Genomic DNA, 15,396 nt, shown 5'->3' on the forward strand with positions numbered 1-15,396 from the left:
TCCACCGCCCGGCCGCCGCCGTCACCCGGCCGGCAGGGTGACGGCGGTGACGGCCAGGCCGTCGGCGACGAGCCAGCGTCCGGTGAAGCCGGTCAGCCGCCGGCCCGCGACCAGCGGCCCGGGGACGAGGAGGCGGGCGGTGAAGGTGCCGGAGGGCTCGAAGGCGACCAGGGCCTCCTCGAAGTCGAGCCAGCGCCGGGCCAGCGGGAACCACGCCTTGTAGACGCTCTCCTTGGCGCTGAACAGCAGCCGGTCCCAGTGGACCGGGCCGCCGAGCCGTTCCAGCGCGTCCCGCTCCCGGTCGAGGGCGATGGCCTGCAGGACCCCCGGGGGCAGCGGCCCGTGGGGCTCGGCGTCGATGCCGACGGCGACGGCCTTCAGGGAGACGGCCGCCGCCCGGTATCCGGCGCAGTGGGTGATGGCGCCCGCCACCCCGTCGGGCCACATCGGGGCGCCGTCCCCGTCGGCCGGGATCGGCGCCGGCGGCAGTCCGAGCCGGGACAGGGCCTGGCGGGCGCAGTGACGGGCGGTGGTGAACTCGCGCCGCCTCTTGTCCACCGCCCCGGCGACGACGGCCTCCTCCTCGGGGAACAGCGCCGCGCCGGGCGGGTCCCGGAAGGCGTCCGCGCAGGCGACCCAGGACGGCAGGATCCTCTCGATCACGCAACGGCCTGCGGGGCGGGCAGGATCACGCGCGGTCGGCCGGGCGGGGTGGAGCGGGGCCGCCACTCGCGGGGGTAGCCCAGTGAGACCTCCTCGAAGCGCACGCCGTCGTGCCAGGTGGTGCGGGGGATGTGCAGGTGTCCGTAGACGACCGCCCGGGCGTTGAAGCGCACGTGCCAGTCGGCGGTCTGCTCGGTGCCGCACCAGATCGCGAACTCCTGGTGGTGCATGACCAGAGTCGGCTCGCGGACCAGCGGATAGTGGTTGACGAGCACGGTCGGCATGTCCGGGGGGCAGGCCGCCAGGCGGCGCTCGGTCTCGGCGACCCTGGCCGAGCACCAGGCCGGGCGGGAGGGGTGGGGGTCGGGGTGCAGGAAGACCTCGTCGGTGCAGACCACGCCCTTGTCGTAGGCGAGGGCGAGCGCCTCCTCCGCCGTCGCGACGCCCGGCACGCGGAAGGTGTAGTCGTACAGCACGAACAGCGGGGCGACGGTGACCGGCCCGCCCGGCCCGTCCCAGACCGGGTAGGGGTCCTCGGGGGTCGTCACCCCGAGGTCGCCGCAGATCTTCACCAGGTGCCGGTAGCGTTCCTCGCCGCGCAGCTGGACCGGGTCGGAGGGGTGGGTCCACAGCTCGTGGTTGCCCGGGACCCACACCACCTTGGCGAAGCGCTCGCTGAGCAGGCCCAGCGCCCACTCGACGTCGGAGACCTTCTCGGAGACGTCTCCGGCCACCAGCAGCCAGTCGGAGGCGGAGACGGGCCGCAGCTCCTCGACGATGCGCCGGTTCTCCTGGTAGCCGATGTGCAGGTCGCTGATGGCCAGCAGCGACGTCATGCCCGGACCTCCCCGGCCGCGACGGTCTCCGGGCCGGGTACGGCGAGCGGCCCGGCGGACGGCGGCAGGGCCCCGGACGGCGCGGCCCCTCCTGCCCGGGGGAGACGGCCTCCCCGGGCGTCGCTCCGTGGCGCTGGGTGGAAGCGCCGGATCCGGGAACGGGCTGCCGTCAAGGTTCTTCTCCTTCGGTCGGGCCTGTGGGGATGTCGCCGTGCCGCCCCGCCTCCGGGGCGGGGGCCAGTTTCTTGCTATGAGCGATGTTTGTCCAGGATCCGCTGGATCGGTGGCACACGTCCACCGCCGAGCGGGATGAGGGCCCGCGCGGTCCGTGCGGCCCGCGTCCGGGGTCTTCTACCAGCGGTGGTGGACCAGGGGCCGCAGGAGCTCGTCGTGGACCTCCCGCACGCCCGCGAGCGTCTCCTCCGTCAGGGGAGCGGACCCGAGGGCGGTGTCGGCCCGCGCCTGGCCGGCGTCGCGCGCGCCGGGGATCACGGCCGCCGGGTGGAGCCGCGCGGGACCACCCTCCATTCGACCGGCCCGCCGCCGCTCTCCTCGTCGAGGACCAGCCGGGCGCAGCGGGCACCCTGGTCGCGCAGGGACTGCGCGACGGTCGTCAGGCCGGCGGCGGCGGCCGCGTCGGTGTCGTCCCAGCCGGTGACGGCGAGGTCGCCGGGCACGGAAAGGCCCATGCGGCCGGCCGCCCGCAGCAGGCCCAGCGCGAGCTCGTCGCTCATCGCCGCGACGGCGTCCGGGACGTCCGGGCCGGCCAGCAGGCCGGCGGCGAGCCGTTCGGCCTCCCGGGCGCTGTTCCTGGAGCAGACGGCCACGCGCACCTGCGACCACGGGCCGCCGGTCTCCACCCACGCGTCGCGGAACCCCCGCAGGCGCTGGCGGGTCACCCGGAAGCTCGCCCTGGCCGGATCCAGCTCCCGGTGCACGCCGGCGGCCCGCGCGCGGTCGAGGGGGAAGCTGAGCACCATCGGCCGGCGGGCGCCGGCGAAGGCCGCCGCGGCCACCGCGCGGGCCGCGGCCCGGTCGTCGACGGCCACGAACGACAGGTCGTCGCGGCGCGGGCCGCCGTGCACGACGGCGGGGAGACCTGTGGCGGCGACCGCGTCCACCACCGGGTCGTCGTCGGAGGTGGTCCACACCACGAAGCCGTCCACGGCCGCCTCGGCCACCCGGTCGACGTCGCCCGGAGCGCCGGTGACGGGCACGATCGTGAGCCCCAGACCGTGGCCGGCGCACACCTCGGCGACCCCCGCCAGGAAGCGGGCGGCCTGCGGATCCTCGAAGGCGTAGGTCAGGTGCTCACCGAGGATCACCCCGAGGCTGCCCGCGCGGCCGCGCCGGAGCGAGCGCGCACCCGGGTGGGGGCCGGGGTAGCCCAGCCGCTCGGCGGCCTCGCGGACCCTGGCGCGGGTCTGCTCCGAGACCCGCTCCGGCCGGGCGTAGGTGTAGGAGACGGTCATCACCGACACCTCTGCCGCCCGGGCCACCTCCGCCATCGTCGGCCGCCGGCGCGATGCAGCTCTTGTCATCCCTCACCTTAACGTGTGTATCGTTACACACATGTCTCTCCAAGCGACCGGAGCGCGGGTCAGGGCGGCCTACTGCGGGTTCGCCGTCTTCGGAGCCTTCTGGGGGGTGTGGGGGGCGTCCGTCCCCGCGATCCGGGACCAGGCCGGGCTCACCGACGGGGAGCTGGGCACGGCGCTGCTGTACGTCGGCGCCGGGGCGCTGCCGGCGATGCTGACCGCCGGACGGGCCGTCGACCGGTGGGGGCACCGGCTGACCGCGCTCCTGCTCGTCCTGCTCGGCGCCGCCGGCGTCGCGGTGGCCGTCACCGCGAGGGACCTGCCGAGCCTGTCCGCCGGGCTGGCGGTGCTCGGCGCGGTGTCGGGCGCCGCGGACGTGGCCGTCAACGCGGCCGCCGGTTCCGCCGAGAGCGCCGCCGGCCGGCCGGTCATCACCCGGGCGCACGGCCTCTTCTCCACCGCCGTGGTCGTGGCCAGCCTCGCCACCGGCCTGCTCGGCGGCGTCGCGGCGCCCGTGGTGGTGCCGTTCGCACTGGTCACGGCCGCCGCCATGGGGGCGGGCCCGGTCATCGCCGCCGTCGCCCGCGACCGCTCCGGTGTCCCCGGCCGGTACGGCCCGCCGCCGGGGTCCGGCGCCTCCGACGATCGTGGTCGGCGGACGGTGTCCGGCGCCTCCGACGGTCAGCGGCCCGAGTCCGCCGTTTCCGGCGGGTACGGCCCGCCGCCGGGGTCCGCCGCCCGCGGCGGACCGGCGCTGCGGGCGTATCTGCCGCTCCTGCTGGTCGCCGGCACGCTGGGCGCGCTCGCCTTCGCCGTGGAGAACGCCCACCAGAGCTGGAGCGCGGTCTACCTGGCGGACATGCTGCGCGCCGACCCCGTGCTCGCCGCCGCGGGACCCGCGGTCTTCGCCGCCGTCGTCGCCGCCACCCGGTTCGCCGCCGGCGCCCTGCCATCCGGCCACGCCATGACCGTCCTGATCCTCGGCGCGGTCACGGCGGCGGCGGGGACGGCCGTGCTGGCCGTCTCCGCGTCCGTCCCGGCGGCGCTGCTCGGCCTCGCCCTGGCCGCCGCCGGCACCGCCGTGCTGTTCCCGACCCTGCTCAGTGTGGCCTCCGCCGGTATCCGGGACTCCGCGCGGGGGGCCGCCACGTCGGTCGTGAGCACCGTGGCCTACCTGGGCTTCCTCGCGGGGCCGGTATACGTGGGCCACTGGGCCCAGGCCGCGGGGCTGCCGGGCGCGATGCTGGCGGTGTCCGTGCTCGCCGGGGCGCTGGCCCTGCTGACGTGGCCGGCGCTGCGGGCCGCCGCCCGGCCGGGGGCGGGGGGCGGCCGTCCGGCCGGGGAGCCTCCCGGGAAGACCGGCGGGTCCCGGGACGGCCGTCCGGCCGGAGCACCGTCCTCAGCGGAGGTCGCGCGCGGCGGCCACGGCGGCCTGGCCGAGGCTGAGACCCCCGTCGTTGGGAGGGACGCGCCGGTGGGTCAGCACCCGGAAGCCGCGCAGCCGGAGCGCCTGGACGAGCCTGCCGAGCAGTAACCGGTTCTGGAAGACGCCGCCGGACAGGGCGACCGTCCCGATGCCGGTGCCGGAACGGAGCCGGGCGCAGCTCGCCGCGGCGGCCTCGGCGAGCCCGTTGTGGAAGCGGGCGGAGACGGCCGCCGGGCCGGTCCCGGCGCGCAGGTCCTCGACGACGGCCCGGACGAGGTCGCCGGTCCGGATCGTCAGCAGCCCACCGTCGGCGCGGAGCCGGACCGGGTAGGCGGACTCCTCGCCGGGATCGGCCCGCTGCTCCAGCGCGATCGCGGCCTGTCCCTCGTAGGTGACGGTGTCGCGGAGCCCGAGGATCGCCGCGACGGCGTCGAACAGCCGCCCGGCGCTGGAGGTCAGCGGGGAGTTCACCCCGGACCTGGCCAGCGCCACCACCTCCTGCCAGCCCCGGTGGCGGGAGCTCACCGCCAGACCGTCGGGCGGCGCGCCGTCGTAGGCGTCGTCCAGGTGCGCGGCAGCCATCCGCCAGGGCTGCCTGATCGCCGCCGTGCCGCCGGGCAGCGGCACCGGCGTCAGGCGGCCGGCCCGGGTGAAGCCGGTGAGGTCGGCCACCAGGAGCTCGCCGCCCCACAGGGTGCCGTCGGTGCCGTAGCCGAGGCCGTCGAAGGCCACGCCGATGACGGGCCCGGTCTCCTGGTTGTCGGCCAGGCAGGAGGCGATGTGCGCGTGGTGGTGCTGGACCCCCACCAGGTCGGCCCCGTCCACGTCGTGGGCGTATTTGGTGGACAGATACTCCGGGTGGAGGTCGTGCGCGACGACCAGCGGCGTGATGCCGAACAGCCGCCGGAAGTGGTCGATCCCCTCCGTGAACGAGCGGAGCGTCTCGTAGTTCTCCAGGTCGCCGATGTGGTGGGAGACGAAGGCGCGCTCGCCCTCGGCGAGGCAGAAGGTGTTCTTCAGCTCCGCCCCGCACGCCAGCACCGCCCGCCGTACGGGGCACGGCAGCCGCAGGGGCTCGGGGGCGTAGCCCCGTGACCTCCGCAGCGGGATCGCGCGCCCTCCGGCCGCGAGGACCACCGAGTCGTCGGCGCGGACGTGGATCGGGCGGTCATGGGTGAGGAAGCGGTCGGCGACGCCGGCGAGCCGGATGAGCGCCTCGGGGTCCCGGTGGGCGATGGGCTCGTCGGAGAGGTTGCCGCTGGTCAGGACGTACGGCCGGCCGACCTCCCGGGCGAGCAGGTGGTGCACGGGCGTGTAGGGCAGCATGAGGCCGAGCCGGCGCTCGCCCGGCGCCACGGCCCCGGCCACCGGGGCGCCGGGGCGCCGGGGCAGCAGCACGATCGGCCGGCGGGGGCCGGCGAGCAGCCGCTCGGCGTCGCCGTCCAGCTCGCACAGCGCGCGTGCGGCGTCGAGGTCGGCGACCATGACGGCGAACGGCCTGTCCTCGCGGTGCTTGCGCGAGCGCAGGGCCCGCACCGCGTCCTCGTCGGTGGCGTCGGCCGCCAGGTGGTAGCCGCCGAGGCCCTTGACGGCCAGGACGCCGCCGGAGCGCACCAGCTCGGCCGCGAGCCCGACCGGATCGCCGTCGCCGTCGCCGTCGCCACGGCCGCCGCTGCCACCGGCGACGGCGACGGGGTGGCCGTCCGCGCCGAGCAGCCGCAGCGCCGGGCCGCAGGCCGGACAGCAGATCGGCTGGGCGTGGAACCTGCGGTCGTGCGGATCGAGGTATTCGGCCGTGCACTCGGCGCACATGGCGAACCCGGCCATCGTCGTGGCCGGCCGGTCGTAGGGGACGTCCCGGACGATGGTGAACCTCGGCCCGCAGTTGGTGCAGTTGATGAAGGGGTGGCGGTGGCGGCGGTCGGCCGGGTCGAACAGCTCGGCCAGGCAATCGGCGCACGTCGCGACGTCGGGGGAGATCAGCGTCGTCCTCCCGCTCCCCGCCCGGCTGGCGGCGATGCGGAAGCCGCGGTCGCCGCGCGCGGGTATGGCGGTGACGGTCACGCGGTGGATCACCGCCAGCGGCGGAGGATGGCCCCGCAGATCCTCCTGGAAGCGCGCCACGTTCTCGCGCGTCCCCTCCGCCTCGATGAACACGCCCTCGCCGTCGTTGCCCACCCACCCCGACAGCGCCAGCCGCCGGGCCAGGGAGTGGACGTGGGGGCGGAACCCCACCCCCTGCACGATCCCCTCGACCCGGATCCTGATCCGCGTCCGGGACGCGGCCCGGGTCCCTCCGGTGCTCATCCGGCCATCTTCCCGGCCTCCCCAGGGCCGGTGGCGGCGGACGCGCGCGGTCCCGGAGAGAAGGTTGCGCCCATGATCAGACCTTTACTCCGGTTTGTAGCGGTGAAGGTGTCGAGTCCGCGAACACTCACCGTAATCTGACGACTACCGTAAATAACGGAGCGTCTACATGTCAGTGACATCGACCATGCAACTAGCCGTCGGTGAGGCCTTCGCCCGGCGCGAGCGCGCCGGACTCGCCCTCGCCGAGGACTCCGCGCGCATCGCGCGGGCCTGCCAGGACATGGCGGCCCGCTTCCACCGGGGCGGGAAGCTGATCGTCTTCGGCAACGGCGGCGGCGGCACGGACGCGGCCCACATCGCGGTCGAGTTCATGCACCCGGTCATCGTGGGCAAGAGGGCCCTGCCCGCCGTGGCGCTGAGCAACGACGCCGCCACGGTCAGCGGGGTGAGCAGCCGTGAGGGACTGGCCGAGGCCTTCGCCCACCAGGTGCACCGCTGGGCGGACCCGGCCGACATGGCGCTGGGCGTCTCCCGCGACGGCCGGTGCGCGAACGTCCTGCGCGGCCTGGAGATGGCCAAGACGCTGGGCCTGTTCACCCTCGCCCTGACCGGCGGCGACGGAGGCCCCATCGGGCGGAGCCCGGCGGCCGACCACGTCCTGACCGTCGCCTCGGACGACCCCGCCGTGGTCAAGGAGATCCACGTCACCGCCTACCACGTGCTGTGGGAGCTGGTCCACGTGTTCTTCGAGCAGTCCGGCCCGCCCGCCGGCGGGGCGCGCAGCGGGGCGACCTCATGACCGGCCCCGCTGACTGTCCGGCCGGCGCGTGCCTCACCTGCTCCGACGAGGCCGTGCCGATGACGGTGGTCCGGCTGATGGACCCCGACCTGGCGGTGGCCCGCACCGGCGCTGTCACCGAGGAGGTGAGCGTGGCGCTGGTCGACGCGGCGGTGGGCGACACCGTCCTCGTGCACGCCAAGGAGGCCATCGCCGTGATCGCGAAAGGAGACGGCGATGAGCACGCTTGAGGAGCCGCGGGCCGAGGGAGTGCGGGACCTGTACCCCTTCCTCTACGAGAGCCGGGCCGACGTCGAGTCGGTGCTGGCGCAGGCGTGCCGGTCCACCGAGGAGAAGGCGGCCGAGATCGTACGGCTGCGCTGGCAGGTGGCCGAGGCGTCGGCCGACGCCCTCATGGAGTGCGCCGAGGAGATGGCACTCCGCTTCGCCTCCGGCGGGCGGCTGTTCGCCTTCGGCAACGGCGGCAGCAGCACCGACGCCCAGGAGATGGCCACCGCCTTCCTCCACCCGCCCTACGGCCTGTCCCTGCCCGCCCTCTCCCTGACCAGCGACGTCGCCGTGGTCACCGCCCTCTCCAACGACGTGGGGTTCGACGTCGTCTTCGCGCGCCAGCTGGCGGCGCTGGGGCGGCACGGTGACATCGCCGTCGGCCTGTCGACGAGCGGCGGCTCCGCCAACGTCGTCCAGGCGTTCGAGGAGGCCACGCGCAGGGGCATGCTCACCATCGGCCTGACCGGGGAACAGGGGGGCCGGCTGGCCGAGCTCGACCTGCTCGACTACCTGTTCGCGGTCCCCTCGTCGTCGGTGCACCGCATCCAGGAGGCCCAGACGACGGTCTACCACGTGCTGTGGGAGCTCACCCAGCACGCGCTGGGGGCGGCCCCCGACTCATAGGCCCGCCGCACCGGCCGATCCGCCGCCGCCGGCGATCCCGGCAGAAGGGACGCGTCATGACCCGTACCGCACAGGCCCCCCGCACCGAGAACGACCTATCGCCATCGACGAGGAGTGGGGAGGCGGGATGACAGCGCCGACGGAATCAGCGGGCGGCAGGCCGCGGGAGCAGGAAGAGCCGGTCGTCCACATTCTCTGGATCAACGCCGGGCTGAGCTGTGACGGCGACTCCGTCGCGCTCACCGCGGCGATGCAGCCGAGCATCGAGGAGATCGTGCTGGGCGCGCTCCCCGGGCTGCCCAGGGTCGCGGTGCACTGGCCGCTGATCGACTTCGAGTCCGGTCCGATGCAGGGCGCGGACGTGTTCATCGAGTGGTTCTTCAAGGCCGACCGGGGGGAGCTCGACCCCTTCGTGCTGGTGGTGGAGGGCTCGATCCCGAACGAGTCGATCAAGCAGGAGGGTTACTGGTGCGGGTTCGGCAACAACCCGGAGACCGGTCAGCCCATGACCACCAGCGAGTGGCTGGACCGGCTGGCGCCCAAGGCGACGGCGGTGCTGGCGGCCGGCACCTGCGCGACCTACGGCGGGATCCACGCGATGGCCGGCAACCCCACCGGGGCCATGGGCGTCGCCGACTACCTGGGTTGGGACTGGAGGTCGAAGGCCGGGCTGCCGATCGTCAACGTCCCGGGCTGCCCGATCCAGCCGGACAACCTGTCGGAGACGATCCTCTACCTGCTCTACCAGGTGTCCGGCCAGGCGCCCATGATCCCGCTGGACGACGCGCTCCGCCCGACGTGGCTGTTCGGCCAGACCGTGCACGAGGGCTGTGACCGGGCGGGCTACTACGAGCAGGGGCAGTTCGCCACCGAGTACGGCTCGCCCAAGTGCCTGGTCAAGATCGGCTGCTGGGGGCCGGTGGTCAAGTGCAACGTGCCCAAGCGCGGCTGGATGAACGGCATCGGCGGCTGCCCCAACGTGGGAGGGATCTGCATCGCGTGCACGATGCCCGGATTCCCGGACAAGTTCATGCCGTTCATGGACGAGCCGCCGGGAGCCCGGGTGTCCTCGACGATCAGCGGCGCCTACGGCGGTGTGATCCGCACCCTGCGCTCCATCACCCTCAAGACAGTCGACAAGGAGCCGAAGTGGCGCAAGAAGGGCCGCGAGCTGCTCACCGGTTACAAGGCGTCCTGGAGATGAAATGAAGACCTCACCGAGACCAGGGCAGCCCGGCCCGCAGGGTCAGCCGCGCGAGCTGGTCGAGATGTCCTGGGATCCCATCACGCGGATCGTCGGGAGCCTGGGCATCTACTGCAAGGTCGACTTCAAGAACCGGCAGGTGGCCGAGTGCTACAGCACCTCGTCGATCTTCCGCGGCTACAGCATCTTCATGAAGGGCAAGGACCCGCGGGACGCGCACTTCATCACCAGCCGGATCTGCGGGATCTGCGGCGACAACCACGCCACCTGCTCGGTCTACGCCCAGAACATGGCCTACGGCGTCCAGCCGCCGGCGCTGGGGGAGTGGATCCTCAACTGCGGTGAGGCCGCCGAATACATGTTCGACCACAACATCTACCAGGAGAACCTGGTGGGGGTCGACTACTGCGAGAAGATGGTGCGCGAGACCAACCCCGGCGTGCTGGCCCAGGCCGAGCGGACCGAGGCCCCGCACGCGGCCGACCACGGCTACCGGACCATCGCCGACATCATGCGCTCGCTGAACCCCCTGGAGGGGGAGTTCTACCGCGAGGCGCTGGCGGTGAGCCGCACCACCAGGGAGATGTTCTGCCTGATGGAGGGGCGGCACGTGCACCCCTCCACGCTCTACCCCGGCGGGGTGGGCACGGTCGCGACGGTGCAGCTGTTCACCGACTACCTGAGCCGGCTGATGCGCTACGTGGAGTTCATGAAGCGCGTGGTGCCCATGCACGACGACCTGTTCGACTTCTTCTACGATGCGCTGCCCGGCTACGAGGAGGTCGGCCGCAGGCGCGTGCTGCTGGGGTGCTGGGGCACCTTCCAGGATCCGGCGCACTGCGACTTCACCTACGGGAACATGAGCGCCTGGGGGCGCGAGATGTTCGTCACCCCGGGTGTGATCGTCGACGGCAGGCTCGTCACCAACGACCTGGTGGACATCAACCTCGGCATCCGGATCCTGCTGGGCAGCTCCTACTACGACGACTGGCAGGGGCAGGAGCCGTTCGTCACCCACGACCCGCTGGGCAACCCGGTCGACATCCGCCACCCGTGGAACCAGCACACCATCCCGCGCCCGCAGAAACGCGACTTCAACGACAAATACAGCTGGGTGATGTCGCCCCGCTGGTTCGACGGGCAGGACATGCTCGCCCTGGACACCGGCGGCGGCCCGATCGCCCGGCTCTGGTCGACCGCGCTGTCGGGCAAGGTGGACATCGGCTACGTCAAGGCCACCGGCCACAGCGTGCAGATCAACCTGCCACGCACGGCCACGCGGCCGGAGAAGACGTTCGAGTGGAAGATCCCCGAGCGCAACGGCGAGCTGCTGTCCAACGCGCTCGAGCGCAACCGGGCCCGCACCTACTTCCAGGCCTACGCGGCGGCGTGCGCGCTGCACTTCGCCGAGCAGGGACTGGCCGAGGTGCGCGCGGGACGCACCCAGACCTGGGCGCCGTTCACGGTCCCCGACGAGGCGATCAGCTGCGGCTTCAGCGAGGCGGTCCGGGGCGTGCTCTCCCACCACATGGTGATCAGGGACGGCCGGATCGCCAACTACCACCCGTACCCGCCGACGCCCTGGAACGCGAGCGTCCGCGACGTCAACGGCGTGCCGGGGCCGTACGAGGACGCGGTGCAGAACACCCCGATCTTCGAGGAGAACCCGCCGGAGAACTTCAAGGGCATCGACATCATGCGCGCCGTGCGCAGCTTCGACCCCTGTCTGCCGTGCGGGGTCCACATGTACCTCGGCGGTGGCAAGGAACTGCGCAAGCTGCACACCCCCCATGCCGCCAGCACCCTGTGATCGATCGGCCGCCGGGGAGCCGTCGGCTCCCCGGCGTGAGGACTGAGGAAAGGTGGCCCGGGCACAATGCTGCAAGCCCATGACGTCCAGGCGGCCGGCGGCCGCGTCGAGGCGCTGATCGCCGAACTCGCCACGCTCAGCGATCCCGCGACGCGCGCCAAGGCCGAGGAACTCGTCCGGGTCCTGGTCGAGCTGTACGGCGCCGGTCTGGAACGCGTCGTCGAGATCGTCACCGAGGCCGAGGCGGCGGAGGTGCTCCACCGCCTCGCCGGCGACGACCTCGTCTCAAGCCTGCTCGTGCTGCACGACCTGCATCCGCTGAGCACCGCCGAGCGTGTCCGCGAGGCGCTCGACGGCGTCCGGCCCCGCCTCGGGCTGGGCGAGGACGGGATCGAGCTGCTCGGCGTGGACGAGGCCGGGGTCGTCCGGCTGCGGCTGCGGGGCACCTGCCACGGCTGCTCCTCCTCCCGCTCCGCCGTCACCGACGCCATCGAGCGCGCCGTCGTCCAGGCCGCGCCGGAGGTGTCCGGGGTGGACGTCGAGGAGCAGGCCGACGACCGGGCGCCGCTGCTGCAGATCCAGCGGCACCGGCCCGGCCCGCGCCCGGAGCCGGAGAAGATCCCGTGACGGCCACCGGGCTGCGCCGCTTCCGCGGGCCCCGGCAGGCGCAGGTGGCGCGGTGCGAGCTGTGCGCCGAGCCGGCCGGCGAGGACCACGGCCACGTGGTGAACCTCGAGAACCGGGCGCTGCTGTGCGCCTGCCGGGCCTGCCGCCTGCTGTTCGACCACGGCGCGGGCGCCCGCGGGCGCTACCGCGCGGTGCCGGAGCGCTACCTCCACGCCCCGTCGTTCAGCGTCGGCGCGGCCGACTGGGAGGAGCTCCAGATCCCGGTCCGCACGGCGTTCTTCTTCCGCAACTCCGCGCTCGACCAGATGGTCGCCTTCTACCCGAGCCCCGCGGGGGCGACGGAGTCCCTGCTCCCGATGGAGACCTGGGAGCGCGTCATGAAGGCCAACCCGATGCCGGCCGACGTCCTGCCGGACGTCGAGGCGTTCCTGGTGGACCGCCGGCCGGAGGGCGGCACCGCCTGTTACCTGGTGCCGATCTCCGCCTGCTACGAGCTCGTCGGCCTGGTGCGGCTGCACTGGAAGGGCTTCGGCGGCGGCCAGGAGGCGTGGGAGGCCATCGAGGGCTTCTTCGCGGAGCTGCGCGGCCGCAGCCGCGTCGTGCCGGCCGGAGCCGGAGGACAAGACGATGACCGATGAGCTCCGTTTCGCCTGCGTGGGCGCGAGGGCCGAGCCGCACGCGGCCTTCCCGACGCTGGTCTTCCGGCTGCGGATCACCGAGCCGTCCCCCGGCGGGGTGCACGCCATCGCGCTGCGCTGCCAGATCCGGGTGGAACCGCACCTCAGGCGGTACGTCCCGGCGGAGGCGGAGCTGCTGGAGGACCTCTTCGGAGACCCCTCGCGCTGGGGCGACACGCTGAAACCCCTGCAGTTCGCCAACGTCTCGGTCACCGTCCCCGCCTTCAGCGGGACCACCGAGATCGACCTGCCCGTGCCCTGCAGCTACGACCTGGAGGTGGCCGCGGGCAAATACTTCGCCGCGCTGGACGGTGGCGAGGTCCCCCTCCTGCTGCTCTTCAGCGGCACCGTGTTCGCCCGGGCGGAGAACGGTTTCACCGTGGGACAGGTGCCGTGGCACTGCGAGGCCCGCCACGGGCTGCCGGTGACCGTCTGGCGGGAGCTGATGGACCGCTACTTCCCCGAGACCGGATGGCTGAGGCTGCGCCGGGACACCCTGCGGGCCCTGCACCGCTTCAAGACCGGACGCGCCCTGGCGACATGGGACGCGGCGGTGGAACAACTACTCAAGGAGACGCCGGGGTGAGCGTGCCGATGGAGATCGCCCGGAGGGTGGCCGACGCGGTGCTATACGAGGGCTACCTGCTCTACCCCTACCGGGCGTCGGCGGCCAAGAACCGGGTGCGCTGGCAGTTCGGGGTGCTCGTGCCCCCGGGGTTCTCCGCCACCGCCGAACCCTCCTCCAGCGTGACCGAATGTCTCCTCGAACGGGCCGACGACGCCGTGGTCCGCCTGCGCCTGCGGTTCCTGCACGTCAGGACCCGCAGCGTCGAGCGGGCCGAGGACGGTGGCCACCGGCCGGTGGAGGAGCTGACCAGCGGCGGCCGGACCTACCTCACCTTCGAGGAGGCGACCGAGCGCGAGGTGGAGGCCGTACTGCCCGTCGCCGCCCTGCTCGGCGCCGAACGGACGGTCGAGGTGCGCCTCCCCGGAGACCGCTCGGCCGAGCTGATCCTCGCCCCGTCCGGCGAGCGGGAGGGCCGCGTCGTCTCCGAGCACCTGCCGCTGCAGGCGGTGCTCAGAGCCGGGGCCGAGCGGGTGCCGGGCCCGTACGGCCTGATCAGGCTGCGCGTCCGGGTGGAGAACACCTCCGGCTGGACCGGGCCGGACGCGACGCGCGAGCAGGCGCTGCGGCGCTCGTTGATCTCGGCGCACCTGCTCGTCGGGGTGACCGGAGGCGCCTTCGTCTCCCTGCTCGATCCGCCGGAGTGGGCCCGGCCGGCCGCGGAGGGCTGCCGCAACGAGCACACCTGGCCCGTGCTCGTCGGCGAGCCCGGCCACCGCGACGTGCTGCTGTCCTCGCCGATCATCCTGTACGACTACCCGGACATCGCCCCGGAGAGCCCGGGCGAGCTGTTCGACTCCACCGAGATCGACGAGATGCTCCACCTGCGCACGATCACCCTCACCGAGGAGGAGACGCGGCAGGCCAGGGCGACCGATCCCCGGGCGGCCCGGCTCATCGACATGGTCGGTGACATGCCGCCCGAGATGGTGGAGCGGCTCCACGGCGTGATCCGCTACCTGGGCGCGCCCGCGCGGGAGGCCGGCACGCCCTGGTGGGACCAGGGGGCCGACCAGGACGTGTCGCCGGACACCGACAGCGTGGTCGTCTCCGGGGTGGAGGTCGCCCGGGGGAGCCGGGTCCGGCTGGTCCCCGGCAGGCGCCGCGCCGACGCCCACGACATGTTCCTGGCCGGCCGGACCGCCCGGGTGGAGGCCGTGCTCCTCGACCTCGACGGAGCCCGGCACCTGGCCGTCACCCTGGAGGAGGACCCGGGCGCGGACCTGCACCGATCCCACGGCCGCTTCCTCTACTTCGCCCCCGACGAGGTCGAGCCGCTGGAGAACGGGGAGGCCATCGCATGAGGGTCCTCGTCGCGGGGGTCGGGAACGTGTTTCTCGGCGACGACGGCTTCGGCGTCACGGTGGCCAGGCGGCTGGCGGGCACGGAGCTGCCCGACGGGGTCTTGGTCACCGACTTCGGCATCCGCGGCGTCCACCTCGCCTACGAGCTCACCGGCGGCGGCTACGACGCCACGATCCTCCTCGACGCGGCCTCGCGCGGCAGCCCGCCCGGCACGCTGTACGTGCTGGAGCCGTCGCCCGGGGAGTGCCCGGGGTCCTTCGTCGACGCCCACGCCATGACGCCCGAGTCGGTGCTCGCGCTGGCGGGCACGCTCGGCGGCGTGACCGGCCGGGTCCTGCTCGTCGGTTGCGAGCCCGCCGACCTGTCGCCCGGCATGGAGCTGAGCGCCCCGGTCGCCGGCGCCGTCGACGCGGCGGTGGAGCTGGTCCGGGAGCTGCTCCTGGAGCTGGTCGGGCAACAGACCGCGCCGGTGCGCGCCGGCACGGGTCACGAGGAGGAACGGACATGCTGAAACGTCTGATCGTCGGAGCGCTCGTCGTCGGGGTGGCGGTGCTGGTCATCCAGTCGATCCCCGACATCAAGCGCTACCTGCGGATCAGGAAGATGTGACGGCCCCGACGCCTGCGCATCTGACGGCGGGCCGTGACGCGGCCCGGTGGAACGACAAGTGGGACCGAACGGA

16 protein-coding genes and 1 pseudogene are annotated in these 15,396 nt (G+C 73.7%); 12 read left to right on the forward strand and 5 right to left on the reverse strand.

The window, feature by feature from the left end; genetic code table 11:
* Nucleotides 1–21: 21 nt before the first annotated feature.
* The 4 genes from ACZ6R6_RS28805 to ACZ6R6_RS28820 all read right to left on the reverse strand — a co-directional run bounded on the left by ACZ6R6_RS28805 (nucleotide 22) and on the right by ACZ6R6_RS28820 (nucleotide 3,040).
* Complete coding sequence (locus ACZ6R6_RS28805; protein WP_306875015.1) at nucleotides 22–663, reverse strand: 4'-phosphopantetheinyl transferase family protein; 642 nt, start codon at nucleotides 661–663, stop codon at nucleotides 22–24.
* Nucleotides 660–1,499 carry a metallophosphoesterase family protein gene (locus ACZ6R6_RS28810; protein ID WP_470098470.1) on the reverse strand — a complete coding sequence of 280 codons (840 nt, stop codon included), beginning with the start codon at nucleotides 1,497–1,499 and terminating at the stop codon, nucleotides 660–662. The genes ACZ6R6_RS28805 and ACZ6R6_RS28810 overlap by 4 nt, the downstream gene beginning before the upstream one ends.
* A gap of 351 nt (nucleotides 1,500–1,850) precedes the next feature.
* Nucleotides 1,851–1,991, reverse strand: a complete 141-nt coding sequence (locus tag ACZ6R6_RS28815; RefSeq protein WP_470098472.1) for a hypothetical protein — start codon at nucleotides 1,989–1,991, stop codon at nucleotides 1,851–1,853.
* On the reverse strand, nucleotides 1,988–3,040 hold the full coding sequence (locus ACZ6R6_RS28820) for a LacI family DNA-binding transcriptional regulator (RefSeq protein ID WP_470098474.1): 1,053 nt from the start codon (nucleotides 3,038–3,040) through the stop codon (nucleotides 1,988–1,990). The genes ACZ6R6_RS28815 and ACZ6R6_RS28820 overlap by 4 nt, the downstream gene beginning before the upstream one ends.
* 31 nt (nucleotides 3,041–3,071) lie before the next feature.
* Between ACZ6R6_RS28820 and ACZ6R6_RS28825 the strand changes: the two are divergent.
* A pseudogene (locus ACZ6R6_RS28825) lies at nucleotides 3,072–3,974 on the forward strand (MFS transporter); the annotation flags it as partial.
* A gap of 462 nt (nucleotides 3,975–4,436) precedes the next feature.
* Here the strand turns inward: ACZ6R6_RS28825 and hypF are convergent.
* Nucleotides 4,437–6,770 (reverse strand): carbamoyltransferase HypF, encoded by a 2,334-nt coding sequence (hypF, locus tag ACZ6R6_RS28830; protein WP_470098476.1) that lies wholly within the window; start codon nucleotides 6,768–6,770, stop codon nucleotides 4,437–4,439.
* Nucleotides 6,771–6,939: 169 nt separating this feature from the next.
* Between hypF and ACZ6R6_RS28835 the strand changes: the two genes are divergently transcribed.
* The 11 genes from ACZ6R6_RS28835 (at nucleotide 6,940) to ACZ6R6_RS28885 (ending at nucleotide 15,323) form a co-directional block, all read left to right on the forward strand.
* The gene (locus ACZ6R6_RS28835; protein ID WP_470098478.1) at nucleotides 6,940–7,572 is read left to right on the forward strand and encodes a D-sedoheptulose-7-phosphate isomerase; all 633 of its coding nucleotides are present in this window, start codon (nucleotides 6,940–6,942) and stop codon (nucleotides 7,570–7,572) included.
* The gene (locus tag ACZ6R6_RS28840; RefSeq protein WP_470098480.1) at nucleotides 7,569–7,802 is read left to right on the forward strand and encodes a HypC/HybG/HupF family hydrogenase formation chaperone; all 234 of its coding nucleotides are present in this window, start codon (nucleotides 7,569–7,571) and stop codon (nucleotides 7,800–7,802) included. The genes ACZ6R6_RS28835 and ACZ6R6_RS28840 overlap by 4 nt, the downstream gene beginning before the upstream one ends.
* Nucleotides 7,789–8,466, forward strand: a complete 678-nt coding sequence (locus ACZ6R6_RS28845) for a D-sedoheptulose-7-phosphate isomerase (protein ID WP_451931534.1) — start codon at nucleotides 7,789–7,791, stop codon at nucleotides 8,464–8,466. Before ACZ6R6_RS28840 ends, ACZ6R6_RS28845 begins: the two co-directional genes overlap by 14 nt.
* A 127-nt stretch (nucleotides 8,467–8,593) precedes the next feature.
* Entirely contained in the window at nucleotides 8,594–9,670 is a 1,077-nt protein-coding gene (locus tag ACZ6R6_RS28850; RefSeq protein ID WP_470098482.1) for an NADH-quinone oxidoreductase subunit B family protein, read from the forward strand.
* A 1-nt stretch (nucleotide 9,671) separates the two neighbouring features.
* Nucleotides 9,672–11,480: a nickel-dependent hydrogenase large subunit gene (locus ACZ6R6_RS28855; RefSeq protein WP_470098484.1), complete on the forward strand. Its 1,809-nt coding sequence runs from the start codon at nucleotides 9,672–9,674 to the stop codon at nucleotides 11,478–11,480.
* A 66-nt stretch (nucleotides 11,481–11,546) separates the two neighbouring features.
* The gene (locus ACZ6R6_RS28860; protein ID WP_470098486.1) at nucleotides 11,547–12,107 is read left to right on the forward strand and encodes a NifU family protein; all 561 of its coding nucleotides are present in this window, start codon (nucleotides 11,547–11,549) and stop codon (nucleotides 12,105–12,107) included.
* Nucleotides 12,104–12,745 carry a DUF5947 family protein gene (locus ACZ6R6_RS28865; RefSeq protein ID WP_470098488.1) on the forward strand — a complete coding sequence of 214 codons (642 nt, stop codon included), beginning with the start codon at nucleotides 12,104–12,106 and terminating at the stop codon, nucleotides 12,743–12,745. The genes ACZ6R6_RS28860 and ACZ6R6_RS28865 overlap by 4 nt, the downstream gene beginning before the upstream one ends.
* A complete protein-coding gene (locus tag ACZ6R6_RS28870) occupies nucleotides 12,735–13,370 on the forward strand; it encodes a DUF6084 family protein (protein WP_470098490.1) in 636 nt (211 codons plus the stop codon). Before ACZ6R6_RS28865 ends, ACZ6R6_RS28870 begins: the two co-directional genes overlap by 11 nt.
* Nucleotides 13,367–14,713, forward strand: coding sequence for a hypothetical protein (locus tag ACZ6R6_RS28875; protein WP_470098492.1), 1,347 nt, complete (start codon nucleotides 13,367–13,369; stop codon nucleotides 14,711–14,713). The genes ACZ6R6_RS28870 and ACZ6R6_RS28875 overlap by 4 nt, the downstream gene beginning before the upstream one ends.
* The gene (locus tag ACZ6R6_RS28880) at nucleotides 14,710–15,225 is read left to right on the forward strand and encodes a hydrogenase maturation protease (RefSeq protein WP_470098494.1); all 516 of its coding nucleotides are present in this window, start codon (nucleotides 14,710–14,712) and stop codon (nucleotides 15,223–15,225) included. Before ACZ6R6_RS28875 ends, ACZ6R6_RS28880 begins: the two co-directional genes overlap by 4 nt.
* Nucleotides 15,219–15,323: a DUF6893 family small protein gene (locus ACZ6R6_RS28885; protein ID WP_470098496.1), complete on the forward strand. Its 105-nt coding sequence runs from the start codon at nucleotides 15,219–15,221 to the stop codon at nucleotides 15,321–15,323. Before ACZ6R6_RS28880 ends, ACZ6R6_RS28885 begins: the two co-directional genes overlap by 7 nt.
* The last annotated feature ends 73 nt before the right edge of the window (nucleotides 15,324–15,396 follow it).

Source organism: Streptosporangium sp. NPDC048886, assembly GCF_055586905.1.

What these genes read in the sequence shown, in the direction of transcription:
- ACZ6R6_RS28810 (WP_470098470.1), bottom strand. Translation starts at nt 1,499, where the DNA reads ATGACGTCGCTGCTGGCCATCAGCGACCTGCACATCGGCTACCAGGAG.
- ACZ6R6_RS28820 (WP_470098474.1), bottom strand. Translation starts at nt 3,040, where the DNA reads ATGACAAGAGCTGCATCGCGCCGGCGGCCGACGATGGCGGAGGTGGCC.
- hypF (WP_470098476.1), bottom strand. Translation starts at nt 6,770, where the DNA reads ATGAGCACCGGAGGGACCCGGGCCGCGTCCCGGACGCGGATCAGGATC.
- ACZ6R6_RS28835 (WP_470098478.1), top strand. Translation starts at nt 6,940, where the DNA reads ATGTCAGTGACATCGACCATGCAACTAGCCGTCGGTGAGGCCTTCGCC.
- ACZ6R6_RS28840 (WP_470098480.1), top strand. Translation starts at nt 7,569, where the DNA reads ATGACCGGCCCCGCTGACTGTCCGGCCGGCGCGTGCCTCACCTGCTCC.
- ACZ6R6_RS28845 (WP_451931534.1), top strand. Translation starts at nt 7,789, where the DNA reads ATGAGCACGCTTGAGGAGCCGCGGGCCGAGGGAGTGCGGGACCTGTAC.
- ACZ6R6_RS28850 (WP_470098482.1), top strand. Translation starts at nt 8,594, where the DNA reads ATGACAGCGCCGACGGAATCAGCGGGCGGCAGGCCGCGGGAGCAGGAA.
- ACZ6R6_RS28855 (WP_470098484.1), top strand. Translation starts at nt 9,672, where the DNA reads ATGAAGACCTCACCGAGACCAGGGCAGCCCGGCCCGCAGGGTCAGCCG.
- ACZ6R6_RS28860 (WP_470098486.1), top strand. Translation starts at nt 11,547, where the DNA reads ATGCTGCAAGCCCATGACGTCCAGGCGGCCGGCGGCCGCGTCGAGGCG.
- ACZ6R6_RS28870 (WP_470098490.1), top strand. Translation starts at nt 12,735, where the DNA reads ATGACCGATGAGCTCCGTTTCGCCTGCGTGGGCGCGAGGGCCGAGCCG.
- ACZ6R6_RS28880 (WP_470098494.1), top strand. Translation starts at nt 14,710, where the DNA reads ATGAGGGTCCTCGTCGCGGGGGTCGGGAACGTGTTTCTCGGCGACGAC.
- ACZ6R6_RS28885 (WP_470098496.1), top strand. Translation starts at nt 15,219, where the DNA reads ATGCTGAAACGTCTGATCGTCGGAGCGCTCGTCGTCGGGGTGGCGGTG.